Raw genomic sequence first — 15,553 nt, forward strand, 5'->3', positions numbered from 1 at the left:
TTATTCGGACTCAATAGTTATTATGAATTAATTAGGAACATGTAATGGTATCAGGATGAGTAGTCAGCACAATACTTTGTTTAGGTATCTCACGTTGCTTCAGCTGATACCTAGATTACCGGGTTATAGAGCCACACCGACGCTGCAGGCCTTGCTAGAGGAACGTGGGTTTCAAGTTGACCTGAGAAGTGTTCAGCGTGACCTTGAGAAAATGTCGAACAACTTCCCTTTGCTCTGTGATAAGTCTCAAAAACCTTATCGCTGGTCATTCGACTCTGCATTCAAAAGTAACCTTCCTGCTCTCGACACACCCACGGCGCTTACACTAGTACTTGCTGAAGAGTACCTCAAAGGTTTGCTTCCTCAAGTGGCCATCGTTCAGCTCAATAACCAGTTTACTGCCGCTCGAAAATACCTAGAACAATTGAAAGAAAGTGGTTTTAGTGATTGGGCTCGACATGTCAAAGCTATTCCTAACGGTAAAGCGCTGATTCCGGCTCCAATTAACTCGTCTATCTGGGCAGAAGTAACCGATGCACTGCTAAAAGGCATCGCCTTAGATGTGACCTACTTAAGCCGAGCAAAAATGGAGGAAAAACAGCTAACACTTCATCCACTCGGTCTAGTGGTTAGGCACAGTGTGACTTACCTACTCGCCACTGTAGATGGCTATGAAGACATCAGACATTTTGCTCTTCATCGCATCAAACTGGTTAAACAAAGCAGTCTTGTCTATCAGCCACTGCTAGATTTTGATATTGATGAATACTTAAAGAAAGGTGTATTTGGTTATCGACTAGGTGAACAAGACATAGAGTTGGTGGCCAAGATACGGCCAGAAATAGCCTGGTTGCTATCCGAGACACCCTTGAGTCAGCAGCAGTCATTGTCTGAACCAGACGATGATGGATGGATCACTCTAAAAGCCATAGTTCCGGATGACTTACAGACGCAGTGGTGGGTGATGGGGTTTGGGGGGGATATTTATGTTCTTGAGCCACTACAACTAAGAATTAGGATAGCAGATCTCATCAAAACTATGCATCAACAATATATTGATTCTTCAATTTAGATAATAACCGCAACACTTATGTGCTGAATCAAATCGGAAGAAGGCCAACCGCCGAAATGTTTTAGCATTTTTTCGACCAAAAAAACGGTTTTTCCACATGAGTTATCGGCAGCTGACTGAAGAGCAACGATACAAGATTTTTTCGTAGTTCCAGGTAAACTCCTCATCGGTCACCGTACTTTCGGTAAATCACTCCACCGCGTTGTGTAGCAGGGCGATAGGTTTTCACGCTTCATCTGCCAGCTTTGTGAAACACCATCCCGAGCGAAGACCACCTGGCCTTTTTTCTGGCGATTGATCTTGTCTAAGGTGGCCATCAGTTGTGTGGATCGGCTATCAATAGGCGCCACATCAAATAATCCCTGTTGTGAAATCGACTGCTCATAAAAGTCGCTGAGCATGACGCCCGCCTTCATAAATGCATAGCCTCTTTTCCAGATACTACTGAGCAGTTCGTTGGCGACGGTAACAAGCACGCGTGTATCACTAGAGGGATGCATCAAGGTTCTGGACACATTATTGGAGTATTGAGGCTGGTTCTGATTAAAAACATTGGTGCGCAGAAACACTGTCACCATGCCGGCATTCATACCCTCGTTACGCAGATTTTCAGCGGCTTTAGTCATATAGCTACTGATTGCTTGGCGCATATCGGATAACTGCGTGATACGTTGCCCGAACGAGCGTGACACGAAGATCTGTTTTTTGTGGGGTGGGTTGTCATCAAAGGGAATACAGGCAATTCCGTTAAGCTCTCTAACAGTGCGTTCGAGTACTACAGAGAAGTGTTTTCGAATCCATGCAGGGTTTGCATCGGCCAAATCCAACGCGGTAGAAATCCCTAACGCCTTAAGCCGTTTGCCAATGCGTCGGCCCACGCCCCAGACATCACCCACATCGGTTATGGCCATCAAGCGCCGTTGGCGTTGTGGATCGGTTAGGTCGACTACACCGCCTGTCTTAGGGTATTTCTTAGCACCTTGGTTCGCCAGTTTTGCCAAAGTTTTGGTGGTGGATATGCCAAGACAGCAAGGGATGCCGACCTCTCTTTTCACGGTATCTACAACGGATCTTCCGTAGGATGCCAGTGAGCCTAGATTTTCCATGCCGGATAAGTCGAGAAAGGCTTCATCGATTGAGTAAATGAATACACTCGGTGCCAAACGCTCAAGGGTCGTCATGACTCGATTGGATATATCGGCGTAGAGGGTGTAATTCGAGCTAAAGGTGATCACGCCGTGATCTTGAATGATCTCTTCTATCTCAAATCGCGGTGCGCCCATCTTAATGCCGAGCGCTTTCGCGGGTGCGTTGCGAGCGACCGCACAACCATCATTATTCGATAAAACAATGCAGGGCTTATCGACCAAGTCAGGACGAAACAACAACTCAGCGCTGACATAGAAGGAGTTCATGTCACATAAGGCATAGATTGGCATGCGCTACCTCTGCATGGCTCGCACTAGGTGTGTCACCACCCCAAAGAGCTGTAAGTCAGATCCCTCTTTGATCTCAATCGGTGCATACCGTCGATTTTGAGGTAACAGTTGTACTTTGGGTTTTAATGCCAGCGTTTTGACGGTAAAAGCGCCATCAACCGCTGCTACAACGGTATCGCCATGCTTGGCTTTGATCGAACGATCAACTACCAGGATGTCGCCCGCGAAGATACCGATCCCATTCATCGAATCGCCATCACAGCGCACCATATAGGTTGAAGACGGGCGGGGGATGCAGAGTTCATTCAGATCAAGACGCGTATCCTCATAGCCTGCGGCAGGACTCGGAAAGCCACAGGGAACCGATTCGCTGTAAAACGGGACGGCTGTTTTACTGAGTGCGTCTACGTCGACTGATCCTAATAAAGTGACGGTCATAAAAGACACCTAAGCGGATACTGTTTATATATACAGTATAAGAGAGATATCAAAAGGATTCGAGTGTTATCAACTCGCGGTTTTGGATTCACAGCATGCAACAGAGGGGCAGCCTAAGTGACCCAGCTATGAGAGGATGAGATTTACTAGGTGCCATCTGGCTTCAATCATGCTGAGGCCTTCTTGGTTTCGATGGCACAAATCACATTGTTTTTACCAGCTGCCGATTTTAATTGATCCATGTAATCAGCCCAATGCTGCATCATTTCTCGCCGTTGATCCAAATGTTTGGTCCTGTTATAGCTCCTCCCGTTCGCATCCTTTACTTCGTGGGCAAGCTGCTGCTCTATCCACTCGATCCGATAGTTCAGGACTTCATCCAGTAGGGTGCGCGCAGTGGCTCTAAAACCATGTGCTGTATGTGTTTCTCTGTCGTAGCCCATTCCTCGCAATGCGATACGCACAGCCCCGTCTGACATAGGGCGGCTGGCACCTCGGGCGCTTGGGAAGACGAATTGACTACGCCCCGTAATAGGCTTAAGGCTTTCCAAAATCTCGATACTTTGCCGTGCTAGAGGGATGATGTGCTGTTGGTGTGTTTTCTCGGCGGTAATCTCAATGCGTTTTTCATCCCAGTTTATCTGATCCCAGCGAACGTGACGAAGCTCACCTGGTCTGCAGAACCAAAGCGCAGAGCATTTCAGTGCGGCAATAACAGCCGGAGTACCAGTGTATTCGTCGATAGAAACCAGTAAGCGTCCAAGTTCTTTTGGATCTGTAATTGCTGCGAAGTGGTTTTTCTTGGTGGGTCGTAATGCATCTTTAAGATCCGTACATGGATCCCGCTCACAACGGCCAGTCACAATGCCATACCGGAATACCTGCCCAGCCACTTGCTTTACTCGGTGCGCGGTTTCTACGTGGCCCTTGTCCTCGATCTTGCGAAGTACCGGCAGCAGGTCGAGCGCACTGATCTCTGATATAGGACGGTTGCCGATTGATCCGAACAGGTGCTTTTCCAGCGCTCGTATTGTCCGGGCTTGGTGCCCTTCTGATTTATCGCTCATGCGTATAGAAAACCATTCACGGGCGATCATCTCAAAGCTGTTTTCTGCGGCTTCGCGGCCAGTCTGCTTCTGAGCCTTCTTGGCTGCGCTGGGGTCGATACCTTGCATCAGTTGCTGGCGGGCAATGTCTCGCTGTTCACGGGCGGCGGCCAGACTCACATCAGGGTATACACCAATCGCAAGACGTTTTTCTTTTCCATGAATGCGGAATTTTAAGCGCCAGTATTTGCCCCCGGTAGGAGTGATTTCTAAGTACAGAGACTTTTCATCGCTCAGGCGGTAAGTCTTTTCTTGGGGTTTAGCAGCTTTGATCTGACGGTCTGAAAGTGGCATGTCGCCCTCTCCTCAATTCGAGAGGGGGCATCAGTTTGGGGGCATGAGAAATTCAAGTCGGTGATCTGCCCCCAGAGATGCCCCCATTATGCCCTGGATTTGGTGGCACTTGTTGGGATTGTCTGAAACTGAGAATAGGCTTTGATGCCTTATGTTTCAAGGGGTTCAAGACTGTCTGGGAATGGGTGTGAAGGGTATGTGGTGGAGGTGGCGGGTTTCGAACCCGCGTCCGCCAATCCTCTGCCTCAGGACCTACATGCTTAGGCATCTCTATTGAGTTAACCCATCACGACCCGAGAGCCAGGGTGTTTAGGGCGAGCCTTTTTAGTTTTAACCGTTCAGCTTAAGGCGAAGCATCCGGGCGATTCTGTCTCATATGACACCGCGAACCTCTGAGTTACAGACACCTTAGAGTGCGGCGCTAGCTGACTTAAGCAGCTAGAGCGTAGTTATCGTCGTTTGCAACTATAACTGTGTGATGAGGGATTTACGAGAATCATCACGTTCTCGGCATGCACCCAAGGGTTCGTAATCAGCGTCGAAGCCAAGTCACCCCCGGAAGACCCGCGAGTATACTACAGTCCGTTGCAAATACAAGCAGGCTTTACTGAGCGGCCATCACGCGCTGTTTTTGGCGCTCCCAGTCTTTATTTTTTTCAGCGGCACGTTTGTCATGCAGCTTCTTGCCTTTCACTAAGGCGATTTCACATTTTACACGGCCTTGCTTCCAATAGAGCGCAAGTGCCACGCAGGTATAGCCCTTGGCCTGTGTTGCACCTACGAGCCTGTCGATTTCACGCTTATGCAAAAGCAGTTTGCGATCACGACGCGGATCAGCCACAACGTGGGTGCAAGCCTGAATTAACGGTGTGAAGTGTGCGCCGACTAGCCAGGCTTCGCCATTTTTTAACACAACATAGGAATCGACCAGTTGGGCGCGTCCATCACGTAGACTTTTGACCTCCCACCCGGTCAGCACCATGCCTGCTTCGAACTTTTGTTCGATGCTGTATTCATGACGTGCCTTCTTGTTTTGGCAGATGGTGGCGCTGGTAGGTTTAGCTTTCTTTTTTGACATGGCGGCATTATATCGATGCGCTTGCGGCTTTGAAAGCGACATTTGCCGGCGCATGTGGCTTGTCAAAGGCGCGGGAAAGTTCAACAATCCCTGCACCTTATTTTCGCAGAGTGCAGCTTGAGCTTATGCAGCGTACAACTTCGATACACGGGCGCTGGTCGCATCGCTGGGTGTTTATCCTGGCGGCGCTGGGCTCATCTGTGGGCTTAGGCAATATTTGGAAGTTTCCTTATATCACCGGGGAAAATGGCGGCGGCACCTTTGTCCTGATTTATCTGCTCTGTGTCGTTTTAATCGGCCTGCCGTTGATGATGGCAGAGGTGTTGATTGGGCGTCGTGGGCGCCTGAGTCCAGTGAATGCCATTGCTCTGTGCGCACGTGAAACCAGTGTTTCTCCGCGTTGGCAGCTTCTAGGTTGGTTGGGCATGCTGACAGGTTTCTTGATCTTCTCTTTTTACTCCGTGGTTGCCGCTTGGATTCTGCATTACATCCCCGCCATGGCGAAAGGTGTGCTAGCCGGTGCCGGCATTCAGCAAACGTCGCGCTACTTTGAGGCACTGCTGGTCAGCCCCGAAAGGTTAATTCTGGGGCATAGTGCTTTTGTTGGGGTGGTCATGACGGTGTTGGCATTGGGCGTGCGGCGTGGCTTGGATCGAGCGGTGCGGATCATGATGCCGGCGCTCTTCTTTTTATTGTTACTTTTATTAATTTATGCCGCCAATACGGGCTATTTTAAACACGCATTGGTCTATCTGTTTCATTTTGATCTGGAGAAAGTGACGCCCCAGAGTGTATTGGTGGCGATGGGGCATGCTTTTTTTACCCTGTCGCTGGGGATGGGGGCGATAATGATGTATAGCGCTTATATGGGGCGTCGGGATTCCATTGGGCGTAGTGTGCTGTGGATAGGTTTGCTGGATACCTTGATCGCCTTGATGATCGGTTTGGCCATTTTCCCCATCGTTTTTGCCAGTCAATTAGATCCTGCTTCGGGGCCTGGGTTGGTGTTCATTACCTTGCCTGTTGCTTTTGCGCAGATGCCAGCAGGGCAGGTATTGGGTTTTGTGTTCTTTATCTTGGTGGGTTTGACTGCTTTGACTTCGGCCATCTCCTTGATGGAGCCGGTCACGGCTTGGACGGTTGAGCGCTTTAAAGTCATGCGTTGGCAGGCTGCGCTCATCTGGGGTGTGTTGGCTTGGCTGCTGGGTTTGGCGGTGCTAGTTTCGTTTGAAACCATGTCGAGTTTGCGTTTTTTCTCGCGCAATCTGTTTGATTGGCTGAATTACTTTACCAGTAATTTGTTTCTACCTCTGGGGGGATTGGGCTTGGCGATTTTTGTAGGATGGAAATTGAGCCGGCGTGTGACTGAGAGCGAGTTGCATTTACAACAAACCTGGCTCTACTTGGCCTGGTATTTTGCGATCCGTTATTTAGTCCCGGCTGCGCTGGGGATCATCTTTGTCGCGAATCTGTATAATATTATTTAATTTTGTAGAAGATAGGGCCGAGTCGGATGGCTGAGGTGTATCGAAGTGCTTTAGTGCTGCACACTGCAGAGCAGATGTTTGATCTGATCAACGATGTGCGGCGTTATCCCGAGTTTGTGCCCTGGTGCTCAAAAACCGAGCTGCTGGCCGAAACGCAAGAGATGATAGAAGCCAAGCTTTATGTCTCGAAAGCGGGATTAAGCTACAGTTTCACGACGCGCAATCGTAAGCAGCGTCCGTTGTTAATGGACATGGAGCTGGTGGAAGGGCCTTTCTCTGAGTTTAGTGCCGGTTGGACCATTACGCCTTTGAATGAAGAGGCGTGTAAGGTTGAGTTTGTCATGAAGTTTAACTTTTCCGGCAAGCTGGCGAACTTGGCAATGAACAAGGTGTTTAATAGCGTGGCGACAACGATGGTGGATATCTTTGTCGAAAGAGCCGATAAACTTTATGGCTGAGGCGTAAGTGATGATGAGTGTTGAGGTGGCCTATGCGCTGCCAGATGAGCAGAAAATTGTGCGCTTAAATGTGAAAGAAGATTGCACGGTCTATGAGGCGGTGATTCTGTCGCGTATTTTTGAAAGCTTTCCGCAAATTCAGCCAGAGACCGATCCGATGGGAATTTTTGGCAAGGCCGTGAAAGATCCAAAGACCACTCTGCTCAATCCTGGGGATAGAGTGGAGATTTATCGTCCTTTATTGGCCGATCCGAAGGAGATTCGTGCGCGTAAAGCAGCGGAGAAGGCCGCTCGTGAAGCTCAAGAAGCGGCGGAAAAAGATGCCAGCTCTTAAGAGGTAGCATCGACTCAGAGGTGATAGCTTTTAAGGGTTGGTCGCACCAGTGGGTTTGAAATCACCGCTGAAGCGCACCAGAACACCTTCTTCAAAATACAGCGTAATGCGTTCTTGAACACGTGGGCCTGAGCCAGGTTTTAAGCTGTAGAGATAGTCCCAACGGTTATCCGTAAAGGTGTCGGTAACCAGAGGAGTACCCATGATGTAACGCACCTGGTTGTGGGTCATGCCGGGGCGTAACTGATCCACCATTTCCTGGGTGACTACATTGCCTTGTGGGATGTCTATTTTGTAAACACCGGGGAAACAACCGCTCAAAAGAAGTGTGGCGCTCAGGAGAATCAGGATCTTTCGCATTTGTAAATAACTTCCACTTTGCAGCGTAAACAATGATAATGAAGTCTACCACTGCATATCCCAAACCGCATAGTGAATAGAGATAGATTATGGCACTTGAAAATCAGGAACTCCGTAAAGCAGGTCTAAAAGTGACCTTGCCTCGAGTGAAAATTTATCAGTTGCTCGAACGCGCTGGTGAAGGTGAGCACTTCAGTGCTGAAGATATCTATAAGATGCTGATGGAGCAGGGTGAAGATGTGGGCTTGGCCACAGTTTACCGTGTGTTAACTCAGTTTGAGTCCGCCGGTCTTGTATCTCGTCACCATTTTGAAGGTGGTCATTCTGTGTTTGAATTGGCCCGAGATGATGATCATGATCACATGGTGTGTGTCAAAACCGGTCGCGTGAATGAGTTCACCGATCCACGTTTAAATGCCTTATTAGATGAAATTGCCGAAAATGCCGGCTTCACGATCACGGATCGTACCCTTTATCTCTACGGCCATTTTAACGACGACAAGTAAGATCTTTCTGTCCTGATACAGATGGTGGTCTTTAACCGCCATCTGTGCCGCTTCTCCTCCAACACCGTCTAAATCTTCAGTCCGACCTTTAGTGTTTGAGCATCTCTTTTGCATGTTTCAATGTGGTGGATGTCAGCTCGATGCCGCCGAGCATACGTGCAATTTCTTGAATTCTGGCATCAGATTCTAGCGTTTGGATCTGTGTCGCCGTTGCATGCTCTAAATCGATTTTGCTGACGTGCAGATGCTGATCGCCCTGAGCGGCGACCTGAGGTTGATGGGTCACACAAAGGACTTGCGTGCGCTGCCCCAGCTCCTTTAATAAGCGCCCGACCACTTCCGCGATTGCGCCACCAATGCCCACATCCACCTCATCAAATACCAGTGTCGGTGTGGACGAGGTTTGTGCGGTAATCACCTGAATAGCTAAACTGATACGTGATAGTTCACCGCCTGACGCAACCTTAGCGAGTGGTTTGGCGCTTTGGCCTTTATTGGTGCTAATCAGAAATTCCACCTCTTCTAAGCCCTGTGCACCGGCGTGTTGGCTATCGAGCGGCGTCAGTTGTACGCGAAAATGTGCAGAAGCCATGCCGAGGCTGTGCAGTTGCTGATCGACCGCTTGGCTTAAGGCTAGGGCAGCGCTGCTGCGTTTCTGGCTGAGTTGCTGTGCCTGTTGAAGAAAACGCAGGCGTGCTTGATCGGCTTCGTGTTGCAGCTGTTCAATCGCTTCATCCGATTGCTCTAAACCGGCCATTTCCGCCTCTAACTGGCGATGCAGGGCGCAGAGTGCTTCCGGTGCGACACGGTGTTTGCGTGCGATGTCATAGATGCTGCTTAAGCGCTCCTCTACTTCTTGTAAGCGTTCGGGATTCATCTCAACCTGATCGATAAAGTGGCGAATCTCACGGCTGGCTTCTTCTATTTGGATTTGGGCGCTGCTCAGCATGTCGGCAGCTTGCGGCAGAAAAGGGGAAAATTTTTGTAAGCCTTCGAGGAGCTGCAAACTGTGGCTGAGAAGCTCTAAACAGGTTGTCTGTTCGCCTTCGCCTTCTGCAGTGAGTTGCAAAACTTGGTGTCCAGTTTGAAGTAGGCTGCCGGCGTTTTCCAGTTGCTGCTGCTCCTGCTCTAACTGCTCGAGCTCGCCTTCACGTAAGTCCAATTGATTCAGTTCATTGAGTTGGTAGCTTAAGAGTTGCAGGCGGGCTGTTTTTTCGGCGCTGTCATCGGTGAGGCGTTGTAAGCGTTTTTGTAGGCCTTGCCAGTGCTGATAGTGCTGTTTGACGTCCAGTGCTAGGGCGGTTTGTTGCGCAAAATCATCCAGCAAAACGCGATGAAAATCTTTTTTCAGCAGGCGTTGATGTTCGTGCTGGCCGTGGATATCAACTAAAAACTGTCCCAGCTCACGTACCAGATTCAGAGGTGTGGGTTGACCATTGATATAGCTGCGGCTGCGGCCTTCGCGCGTGATCACGCGACGCAGCTGACATTCGTTGTCCATGTCCAGATCCTGTGCGGCTAACCATTCGCGTGCTTCCGGGATGTCTGCTAGATCAAACAGCGCGGTGATTTCGGCACGTTCTGCACCCAGTCTGACACTATCGCTATCGGCGCGATCTCCTAATGCCAGGGCAAGTGCATCCAGCATAATGGATTTTCCGGCACCCGTTTCGCCGCTGATGACCGTCATGCCGACTTTAAGGTCTAGGTCCAAGTGATCGACGATCGCGAAATTCTGAATCAGAAGTTGTGTGAGCATGCTGATCTCATACATGGTTATTTATACAGTGTTTTATGTATAGGGCATTTTGCTCTTTCCTGCAAGTCTTGTGAAAAACTTCTTCGCGGTTGGGCTTGAATTCAAAGCGGCTGGCCCAATAAAGCAAAGCAAGCTTATCTAATTGCAATTCAAGCACAACAGGAGACTTGCGCATGGCGAATGAACAGCAGAAGCCGGTCGAGCCCGCTGCACCCCAACAGGCTGAACAGGACATCCAGGCTACGGCGGCAGAATCCGTGGTGGAAAGTCCGGAGGTGACTGCACAAGCCGAACCTGAAACCGATGCCTTGGCTTTGGCACAGGCCGAAATCGCACGCTTAACGACTGAACTTGCTGAGCAGCAGTTGCGCACAGCGGCTGAAATTCAAAATATGCGTCGCCGTGCCGAGCAGGATGTTGAAAAGGCACATAAGTTTGCGTTGGAAAAATTTGCCCAAGAACTCTTGCCCGTTCTCGATAGTTTAGAGCGTGCGATTGAAGCCTGTCAGTCTGATGATGCGGCCGTCAAAGCCCTGCGTGAAGGGGTGGAAATGACACTCAGCATCTTCTTAAGCAGTGTTGCGAAATTTAACTTGGTGGTGGTGAATCCTTTGGGTGAAGCCTTTGATCCTGAGCTACATCAGGCGATTTCTATGGTGCCAGCGCCGGATGCGGCCCCGAATTCCGTGGTCGCGGTGATGCAGAAGGGTTACAGCCTGAATGGCCGCTTGGTACGTCCTGCGATGGTGATGGTTGCAAAAGCCTAATTCACGCTTGAAAAGTAAATCTATGGCCTTATATAGGCAGCAAGTCCTTAAGACAGAATTTCGCCCAGTTAGGGCAACAGAATACGGAGCAGAACATGGCTAAAATTATCGGTATCGACCTTGGCACCACCAACTCTTGTGTGGCCATTTTGGACGGTGACAAAACACGTGTTATCGAAAATGCTGAAGGTGATCGTACCACGCCTTCTATTATTGCTTTCACCGCTGATGGTGAAACACTGGTGGGTCAATCCGCGAAGCGTCAGGCGGTAACTAACCCTGACAACACCCTGTTTGCGATCAAGCGTTTGATCGGTCGTCGTTTTAAAGATGATGTGGTGCAGAAAGACATCAAAATGGTGCCCTATAAAATCATCGAAGCAGACAACGGTGATGCTTGGGTTGCGGTGCGTGATAAAAAAATGGCCCCACCTCAGGTTTCGGCTGAAGTTCTGAAGAAGATGAAAAAGACCGCTGAAGACTTTCTCGGTGAAACCATCACCGAAGCAGTGATCACGGTACCGGCTTATTTCAATGACTCTCAGCGTCAGGCCACTAAAGATGCAGGCCGTATCGCGGGTTTGGAAGTCAAACGTATCATTAACGAACCGACGGCAGCGGCCTTGGCTTATGGTTTGGATAAGGGCAAAGGTGACAAGACCATCGCGGTATATGACCTGGGTGGTGGTACCTTCGACGTGTCCATTATCGAAATTGCGGATGTAGATGGCGAACACCAGTTTGAAGTCTTGGCGACCAACGGGGACACCTTCCTCGGCGGTGAAGACTTCGATTTGGCCATCATCAACTATTTGGCAGATCAGTTTAAGAAAGAGTCTGGTATCGATCTGCACAACGATCCTTTGGCCCTGCAGCGTTTGAAAGAAGCGGCTGAAAAAGCCAAGGTTGAGTTGTCTTCTTCTCAGCAGACAGATGTCAACCTTCCTTACATTACAGCCGATGCCAGCGGTCCTAAGCACCTGAACGTCAAATTGACACGGGCAAAATTGGAATCTTTGGTTGAAGATCTGGTTGAGCGCTCACTGGAGCCTTGCCGTATCGCGCTGAAAGATGCGGGTCTGTCTGTTTCCAGCATCGAAGAAGTGATTCTGGTCGGAGGCCAGACGCGTATGCCTCTGGTGCAGAAGCGTGTCGCGGACTTCTTTGGTAAAGAGCCACGTAAAGATGTGAACCCGGATGAAGCGGTTGCGGTTGGGGCGGCGATTCAGGGTGCGGTGCTCTCCGGTGACGTCAAAGATGTGTTGCTGCTGGACGTGACGCCTCTGACGCTGGGTATCGAAACTATGGGCGGTGTAGCGACACCTCTGATCGAGAAAAACACCACGATTCCGACTAAGAAATCCCAGGTGTTTTCAACCGCGGATGATAACCAGACCGCGGTGACGATTCATGTGGTTCAGGGGGAGCGTAAGCAGGCGAGCCAGAATAAGTCTCTGGGTCGTTTTGATTTGGCGGATATTCCACCGGCACCCCGTGGTGTGCCGCAGATCGAAGTGACGTTCGACATTGATGCTAACGGTATTCTGAATGTGTCAGCGAAGGATAAAGCGACCGGCAAACAGCAGTCGATCGTGATCAAGGCCTCTTCCGGTCTGAGTGATGACGAGATCGAACAGATGGTACGTGACGCAGAAGCCCATGCGGAAGAAGACAAGAAGTTTGAAGAACTGTCGCAGGCGCGTAACCAGGGTGATGCCATGGTGCACACGGCCAAGAAAACTTTAAAAGATGCGGCCGATAAAGTCTCTGCGGATGAAAAAGAGAAGATTGAAGTGGCCATTACCGCTTTGGAAGAATCTTTGAAAGGGGATGATAAGGCGGACATCGAAAGCAAAACGGAAGCGCTGACTGAAGCAATCTCTAGCGTCGCTCAGAAGATGTATGCGGATGCGGCGGCAGCGGAAGGTGCTGAGGCGGCAGAAGGCCAGCCTGCAGATGATGTGGTTGATGCTGAATTTGAAGAAGTGAAAGACGACAAAAAGTAAGCGTTTGCCAGCAGGTTACAACGTAATGTGAGGCAACGCGGGCACTGGCCCGCGTTGTCGTGTCCGGCTCCTAGAGAGTCAAGCCTAACCGGACTGATTTCGGACTATGTCAAAGCAAGACTATTACGAACTATTAGATGTACCGCGTGATGCCTCAGAGCGAGACATCAAAAAAGCTTATCGCCGTTTAGCGATGAAGTATCACCCCGACCGTAATCCTGACAACAAAGAAGCCGAAGAGAAGTTCAAGGAGCTGAGTGAAGCTTATGAAGTCCTCTCCGATGCGCAAAAGCGTGCTGCCTATGATCAGTTTGGTCATGCCGGCGTGAACGGTCAGGGCGGCGGTGGTTTCCATGGCGGCTTCGAAGGCAATTTCTCCGATATTTTTGGCGATGTCTTTGGTGATATTTTTGGTGGCGGTGGGTCACGTCGTAGCAGTGTGCAACGCGGTTCTGACCTGCGCTATAACCTCGATCTCACCCTGGAAGAGGCGGTGCGTGGCTGTGAAAAGAGCCTGCGTGTGCCAACGCTGGTTGCCTGTGAAACCTGTGATGGAAGTGGCGCTAAGCCGGGAACCAGTGCACGTACCTGTGGTACCTGTGGTGGCGCGGGTCAGGTACGCATGCAGCAGGGTTTCTTCTCGGTTCAGCAAACCTGCCCGACCTGTCATGGTAGCGGTAAGGTCATTCCTGACCCTTGTACAGACTGCCGTGGGCATGGTCGTGTTGAGAAGGTCAAAACTCTTCAGGTTAAGATTCCAGCAGGAGTTGATACCGGAGATCGCATCCGCTTGGCGGGCGAGGGTGAGGCCGGTTCCTTTGGAGGACCCGCCGGTGATCTTTATGTCCAGGTAAATGTAAAAGAACATCCGATCTTCCAGCGTGACGGTAAGCATCTCTACTGTGAAGTGCCGATCAGTTTCGTGGATGCTGCGCTAGGTGGTGAACTGGATGTGCCGACCCTGGATGGCCGCGTTAAGTTAAAAGTGCCTTCTGAAACACAAACCGGTAAGCTGTTTCGCTTACGCGGTAAGGGTGTGTTGCCTGTGCGTGGTGGCGGGGTTGGTGATTTGATGGTTAAAGTTATCGTGGAAACACCGGTTAATCTGAACAGTCGCCAGAAAGAGTTGCTGCGAGAGTTTCAGGATGCCACTGAAGAAGGCCAACATAAGCACAGCCCGAAACGTCATGGTTTTTTTGATTCCGTGAAGAAGTTCTTTGAGGATATGACCTGAACGAGGGGTCATACAGAGGTGAATAAATGATCCGAATCGCAGTAACCGGTGCTGCCGGCCGTATGGGTAAAACGCTGATTGAAGCGATTCAGCAGAGTGATGGGGTTTGCCTGAGTGCCGCGATTGTGGAGCCAGGCAGTAGTCTGATCGGTGCCGATGCAGGTGAGTTGGCGGGTGTTGGTAAGCTGGGAGTCGTGCTGGTCGGCAGTCTGCAGCAGGTGATCGATGCGTTTGATGTGTTGATTGACTTCACCGCACCCGCGGTGACCCTCGAGAATCTGGCGATCTGTCGCGCTCAGGCGAAACAGATGGTGATCGGTACAACCGGTTTAACCGACGCTGATAAAGCCGAGCTAAAACAGGCCGCTGCCGATATGGCCTTAGTGTTTGCACCTAACATGAGTGTGGGTGTAAACCTTTGCTTTAAGCTTCTGGAAGTCGCGGCTAAAGCCCTCGGGGACGATGGCGGATACGATATTGAAGTGATTGAAGCCCATCATCGTCATAAGGTGGATGCCCCGTCTGGTACGGCGCTACGTATGGGTGAAGTGGTGGCGGATGCCTTAGGTCGTGATCTGAAAACCTGCGCAGTGTATGGGCGTGAAGGTTATACCGGTGCACGTAGCGCGAAAGAGATAGGTTTTGAAACCATTCGAGCTGGCGATGTGGTGGGTGATCACACGGTGCTGTTTGCGACCGAAGGTGAACGAATTGAGATCACGCATAAGGCTTCCAGTCGTATGACCTTTGCCAAGGGAGCGGTGCGTGCGGCAATTTGGTTAAAAAATCGTTCTGCCGGACTGTATGATATGCAAGATGTGCTGGGGCTGAAATAAGTATGTATAAGCTCTGCTTTTTTGTCCCTGATAGTCATCTGGAAGAAGTTAAGCAGGCGCTCTTTGCTGTCGGTGCGGGCCGAATCGGTCACTATGACAGCTGTTGTTGGCAGGTGCTAGGCCAGGGGCAGTTTCGCCCCTTGCCGGGCAGCCAGCCGCATATTGGTGCGCAGATGCAACTCGAAATTTTGCCGGAGTGGAAGGTGGAGATGGTTCTATCTCCTGAGGTCGCTCGACAAGCGGTAGAAACCCTCAAATCCTCGCATCCCTACGAAGAGATCGCTTATGAACTGAGCGCTCTAATCGATCCTGATTTGCTCTAAATCAAGCACTTCCCTCGACTCTGTTGCTTAAGTGTCACAAGCATGGCTTAATCTGA

At 50.2% G+C, this 15,553-nt stretch carries 16 protein-coding genes and 1 other RNA gene; 10 read left to right on the forward strand and 7 right to left on the reverse strand.

The window, feature by feature from the left end; translation table 11 throughout:
* The first annotated feature begins 55 nt into the window (after nucleotides 1–55).
* A complete protein-coding gene (locus E1H14_RS01730; RefSeq protein WP_149389720.1) occupies nucleotides 56–1,072 on the forward strand; it encodes a helix-turn-helix transcriptional regulator in 1,017 nt (338 codons plus the stop codon).
* A 170-nt stretch (nucleotides 1,073–1,242) separates the two neighbouring features.
* Here the strand turns inward: E1H14_RS01730 and umuC are convergent, their stop codons facing one another.
* The 5 genes from umuC to smpB form a co-directional block, all read right to left on the reverse strand.
* On the reverse strand, nucleotides 1,243–2,511 hold the full coding sequence (umuC, locus tag E1H14_RS01735; RefSeq protein WP_149389721.1) for a translesion error-prone DNA polymerase V subunit UmuC: 1,269 nt from the start codon (nucleotides 2,509–2,511) through the stop codon (nucleotides 1,243–1,245).
* 3 nt (nucleotides 2,512–2,514) lie between these two features.
* Entirely contained in the window at nucleotides 2,515–2,949 is a 435-nt protein-coding gene (gene umuD / locus E1H14_RS01740; RefSeq protein WP_149389722.1) for a translesion error-prone DNA polymerase V autoproteolytic subunit, read from the reverse strand.
* 167 nt (nucleotides 2,950–3,116) lie between these two features.
* On the reverse strand, nucleotides 3,117–4,349 hold the full coding sequence (locus tag E1H14_RS01745; protein ID WP_149389723.1) for a tyrosine-type recombinase/integrase: 1,233 nt from the start codon (nucleotides 4,347–4,349) through the stop codon (nucleotides 3,117–3,119).
* 199 nt (nucleotides 4,350–4,548) lie between these two features.
* Nucleotides 4,549–4,906, reverse strand: a transfer-messenger RNA (tmRNA) gene (ssrA, locus tag E1H14_RS01750).
* A gap of 47 nt (nucleotides 4,907–4,953) precedes the next feature.
* Nucleotides 4,954–5,427, reverse strand: a complete 474-nt coding sequence (gene smpB, locus E1H14_RS01755; protein ID WP_149389724.1) for an SsrA-binding protein SmpB — start codon at nucleotides 5,425–5,427, stop codon at nucleotides 4,954–4,956.
* Nucleotides 5,428–5,552: 125 nt separating this feature from the next.
* Between smpB and E1H14_RS01760 the strand changes: the two genes are divergently transcribed.
* From E1H14_RS01760 to E1H14_RS01770, 3 genes are read left to right on the forward strand one after another with little or no spacing between them, the layout of a single operon-like run.
* Nucleotides 5,553–6,914 carry a sodium-dependent transporter gene (locus tag E1H14_RS01760; RefSeq protein ID WP_149389725.1) on the forward strand — a complete coding sequence of 454 codons (1,362 nt, stop codon included), beginning with the start codon at nucleotides 5,553–5,555 and terminating at the stop codon, nucleotides 6,912–6,914.
* A 26-nt stretch (nucleotides 6,915–6,940) separates the two neighbouring features.
* Entirely contained in the window at nucleotides 6,941–7,372 is a 432-nt protein-coding gene (locus E1H14_RS01765; protein WP_149389726.1) for a type II toxin-antitoxin system RatA family toxin, read from the forward strand.
* Between the two features lie 10 nt (nucleotides 7,373–7,382).
* Nucleotides 7,383–7,706 (forward strand): RnfH family protein, encoded by a 324-nt coding sequence (locus E1H14_RS01770; RefSeq protein ID WP_149389727.1) that lies wholly within the window; start codon nucleotides 7,383–7,385, stop codon nucleotides 7,704–7,706.
* A gap of 30 nt (nucleotides 7,707–7,736) precedes the next feature.
* On the opposite strand, the gene E1H14_RS01775 is transcribed toward E1H14_RS01770, so the two are convergent.
* A complete protein-coding gene (locus tag E1H14_RS01775; RefSeq protein ID WP_149389728.1) occupies nucleotides 7,737–8,066 on the reverse strand; it encodes an outer membrane protein assembly factor BamE in 330 nt (109 codons plus the stop codon).
* 89 nt (nucleotides 8,067–8,155) lie between these two features.
* Here E1H14_RS01775 and fur point away from each other — a divergent pair, with 89 nt between their 5' ends.
* Nucleotides 8,156–8,572 (forward strand): ferric iron uptake transcriptional regulator, encoded by a 417-nt coding sequence (gene fur, locus E1H14_RS01780; protein ID WP_149389729.1) that lies wholly within the window; start codon nucleotides 8,156–8,158, stop codon nucleotides 8,570–8,572.
* Between the two features lie 88 nt (nucleotides 8,573–8,660).
* On the opposite strand, the gene recN is transcribed toward fur, so the two are convergent.
* Nucleotides 8,661–10,331: a DNA repair protein RecN gene (recN, locus tag E1H14_RS01785; protein ID WP_149389730.1), complete on the reverse strand. Its 1,671-nt coding sequence runs from the start codon at nucleotides 10,329–10,331 to the stop codon at nucleotides 8,661–8,663.
* 173 nt (nucleotides 10,332–10,504) lie between these two features.
* Here recN and grpE point away from each other — a divergent pair, with 173 nt between their 5' ends.
* From grpE to E1H14_RS01810, 5 genes are all read left to right on the forward strand, one after another.
* On the forward strand, nucleotides 10,505–11,098 hold the full coding sequence (grpE, locus tag E1H14_RS01790) for a nucleotide exchange factor GrpE (protein ID WP_149389731.1): 594 nt from the start codon (nucleotides 10,505–10,507) through the stop codon (nucleotides 11,096–11,098).
* A gap of 32 nt (nucleotides 11,099–11,130) precedes the next feature.
* Nucleotides 11,131–13,104, forward strand: coding sequence for a molecular chaperone DnaK (gene dnaK, locus E1H14_RS01795; RefSeq protein ID WP_268814349.1), 1,974 nt, complete (start codon nucleotides 11,131–11,133; stop codon nucleotides 13,102–13,104).
* A gap of 106 nt (nucleotides 13,105–13,210) precedes the next feature.
* Nucleotides 13,211–14,338, forward strand: a complete 1,128-nt coding sequence (gene dnaJ / locus E1H14_RS01800; RefSeq protein ID WP_149389733.1) for a molecular chaperone DnaJ — start codon at nucleotides 13,211–13,213, stop codon at nucleotides 14,336–14,338.
* A 26-nt stretch (nucleotides 14,339–14,364) separates the two neighbouring features.
* Nucleotides 14,365–15,174 carry a 4-hydroxy-tetrahydrodipicolinate reductase gene (dapB, locus tag E1H14_RS01805; protein WP_200834002.1) on the forward strand — a complete coding sequence of 270 codons (810 nt, stop codon included), beginning with the start codon at nucleotides 14,365–14,367 and terminating at the stop codon, nucleotides 15,172–15,174.
* 2 nt (nucleotides 15,175–15,176) lie between these two features.
* On the forward strand, nucleotides 15,177–15,497 hold the full coding sequence (locus E1H14_RS01810) for an NGG1p interacting factor NIF3 (protein ID WP_149389734.1): 321 nt from the start codon (nucleotides 15,177–15,179) through the stop codon (nucleotides 15,495–15,497).
* Nucleotides 15,498–15,553 lie beyond the last annotated feature (56 nt).

Source organism: Nitrincola tapanii, from assembly GCF_008368715.1.
GTDB classification, from domain to species: Bacteria; Pseudomonadota; Gammaproteobacteria; order Pseudomonadales; family Balneatricaceae; genus Nitrincola; species Nitrincola tapanii.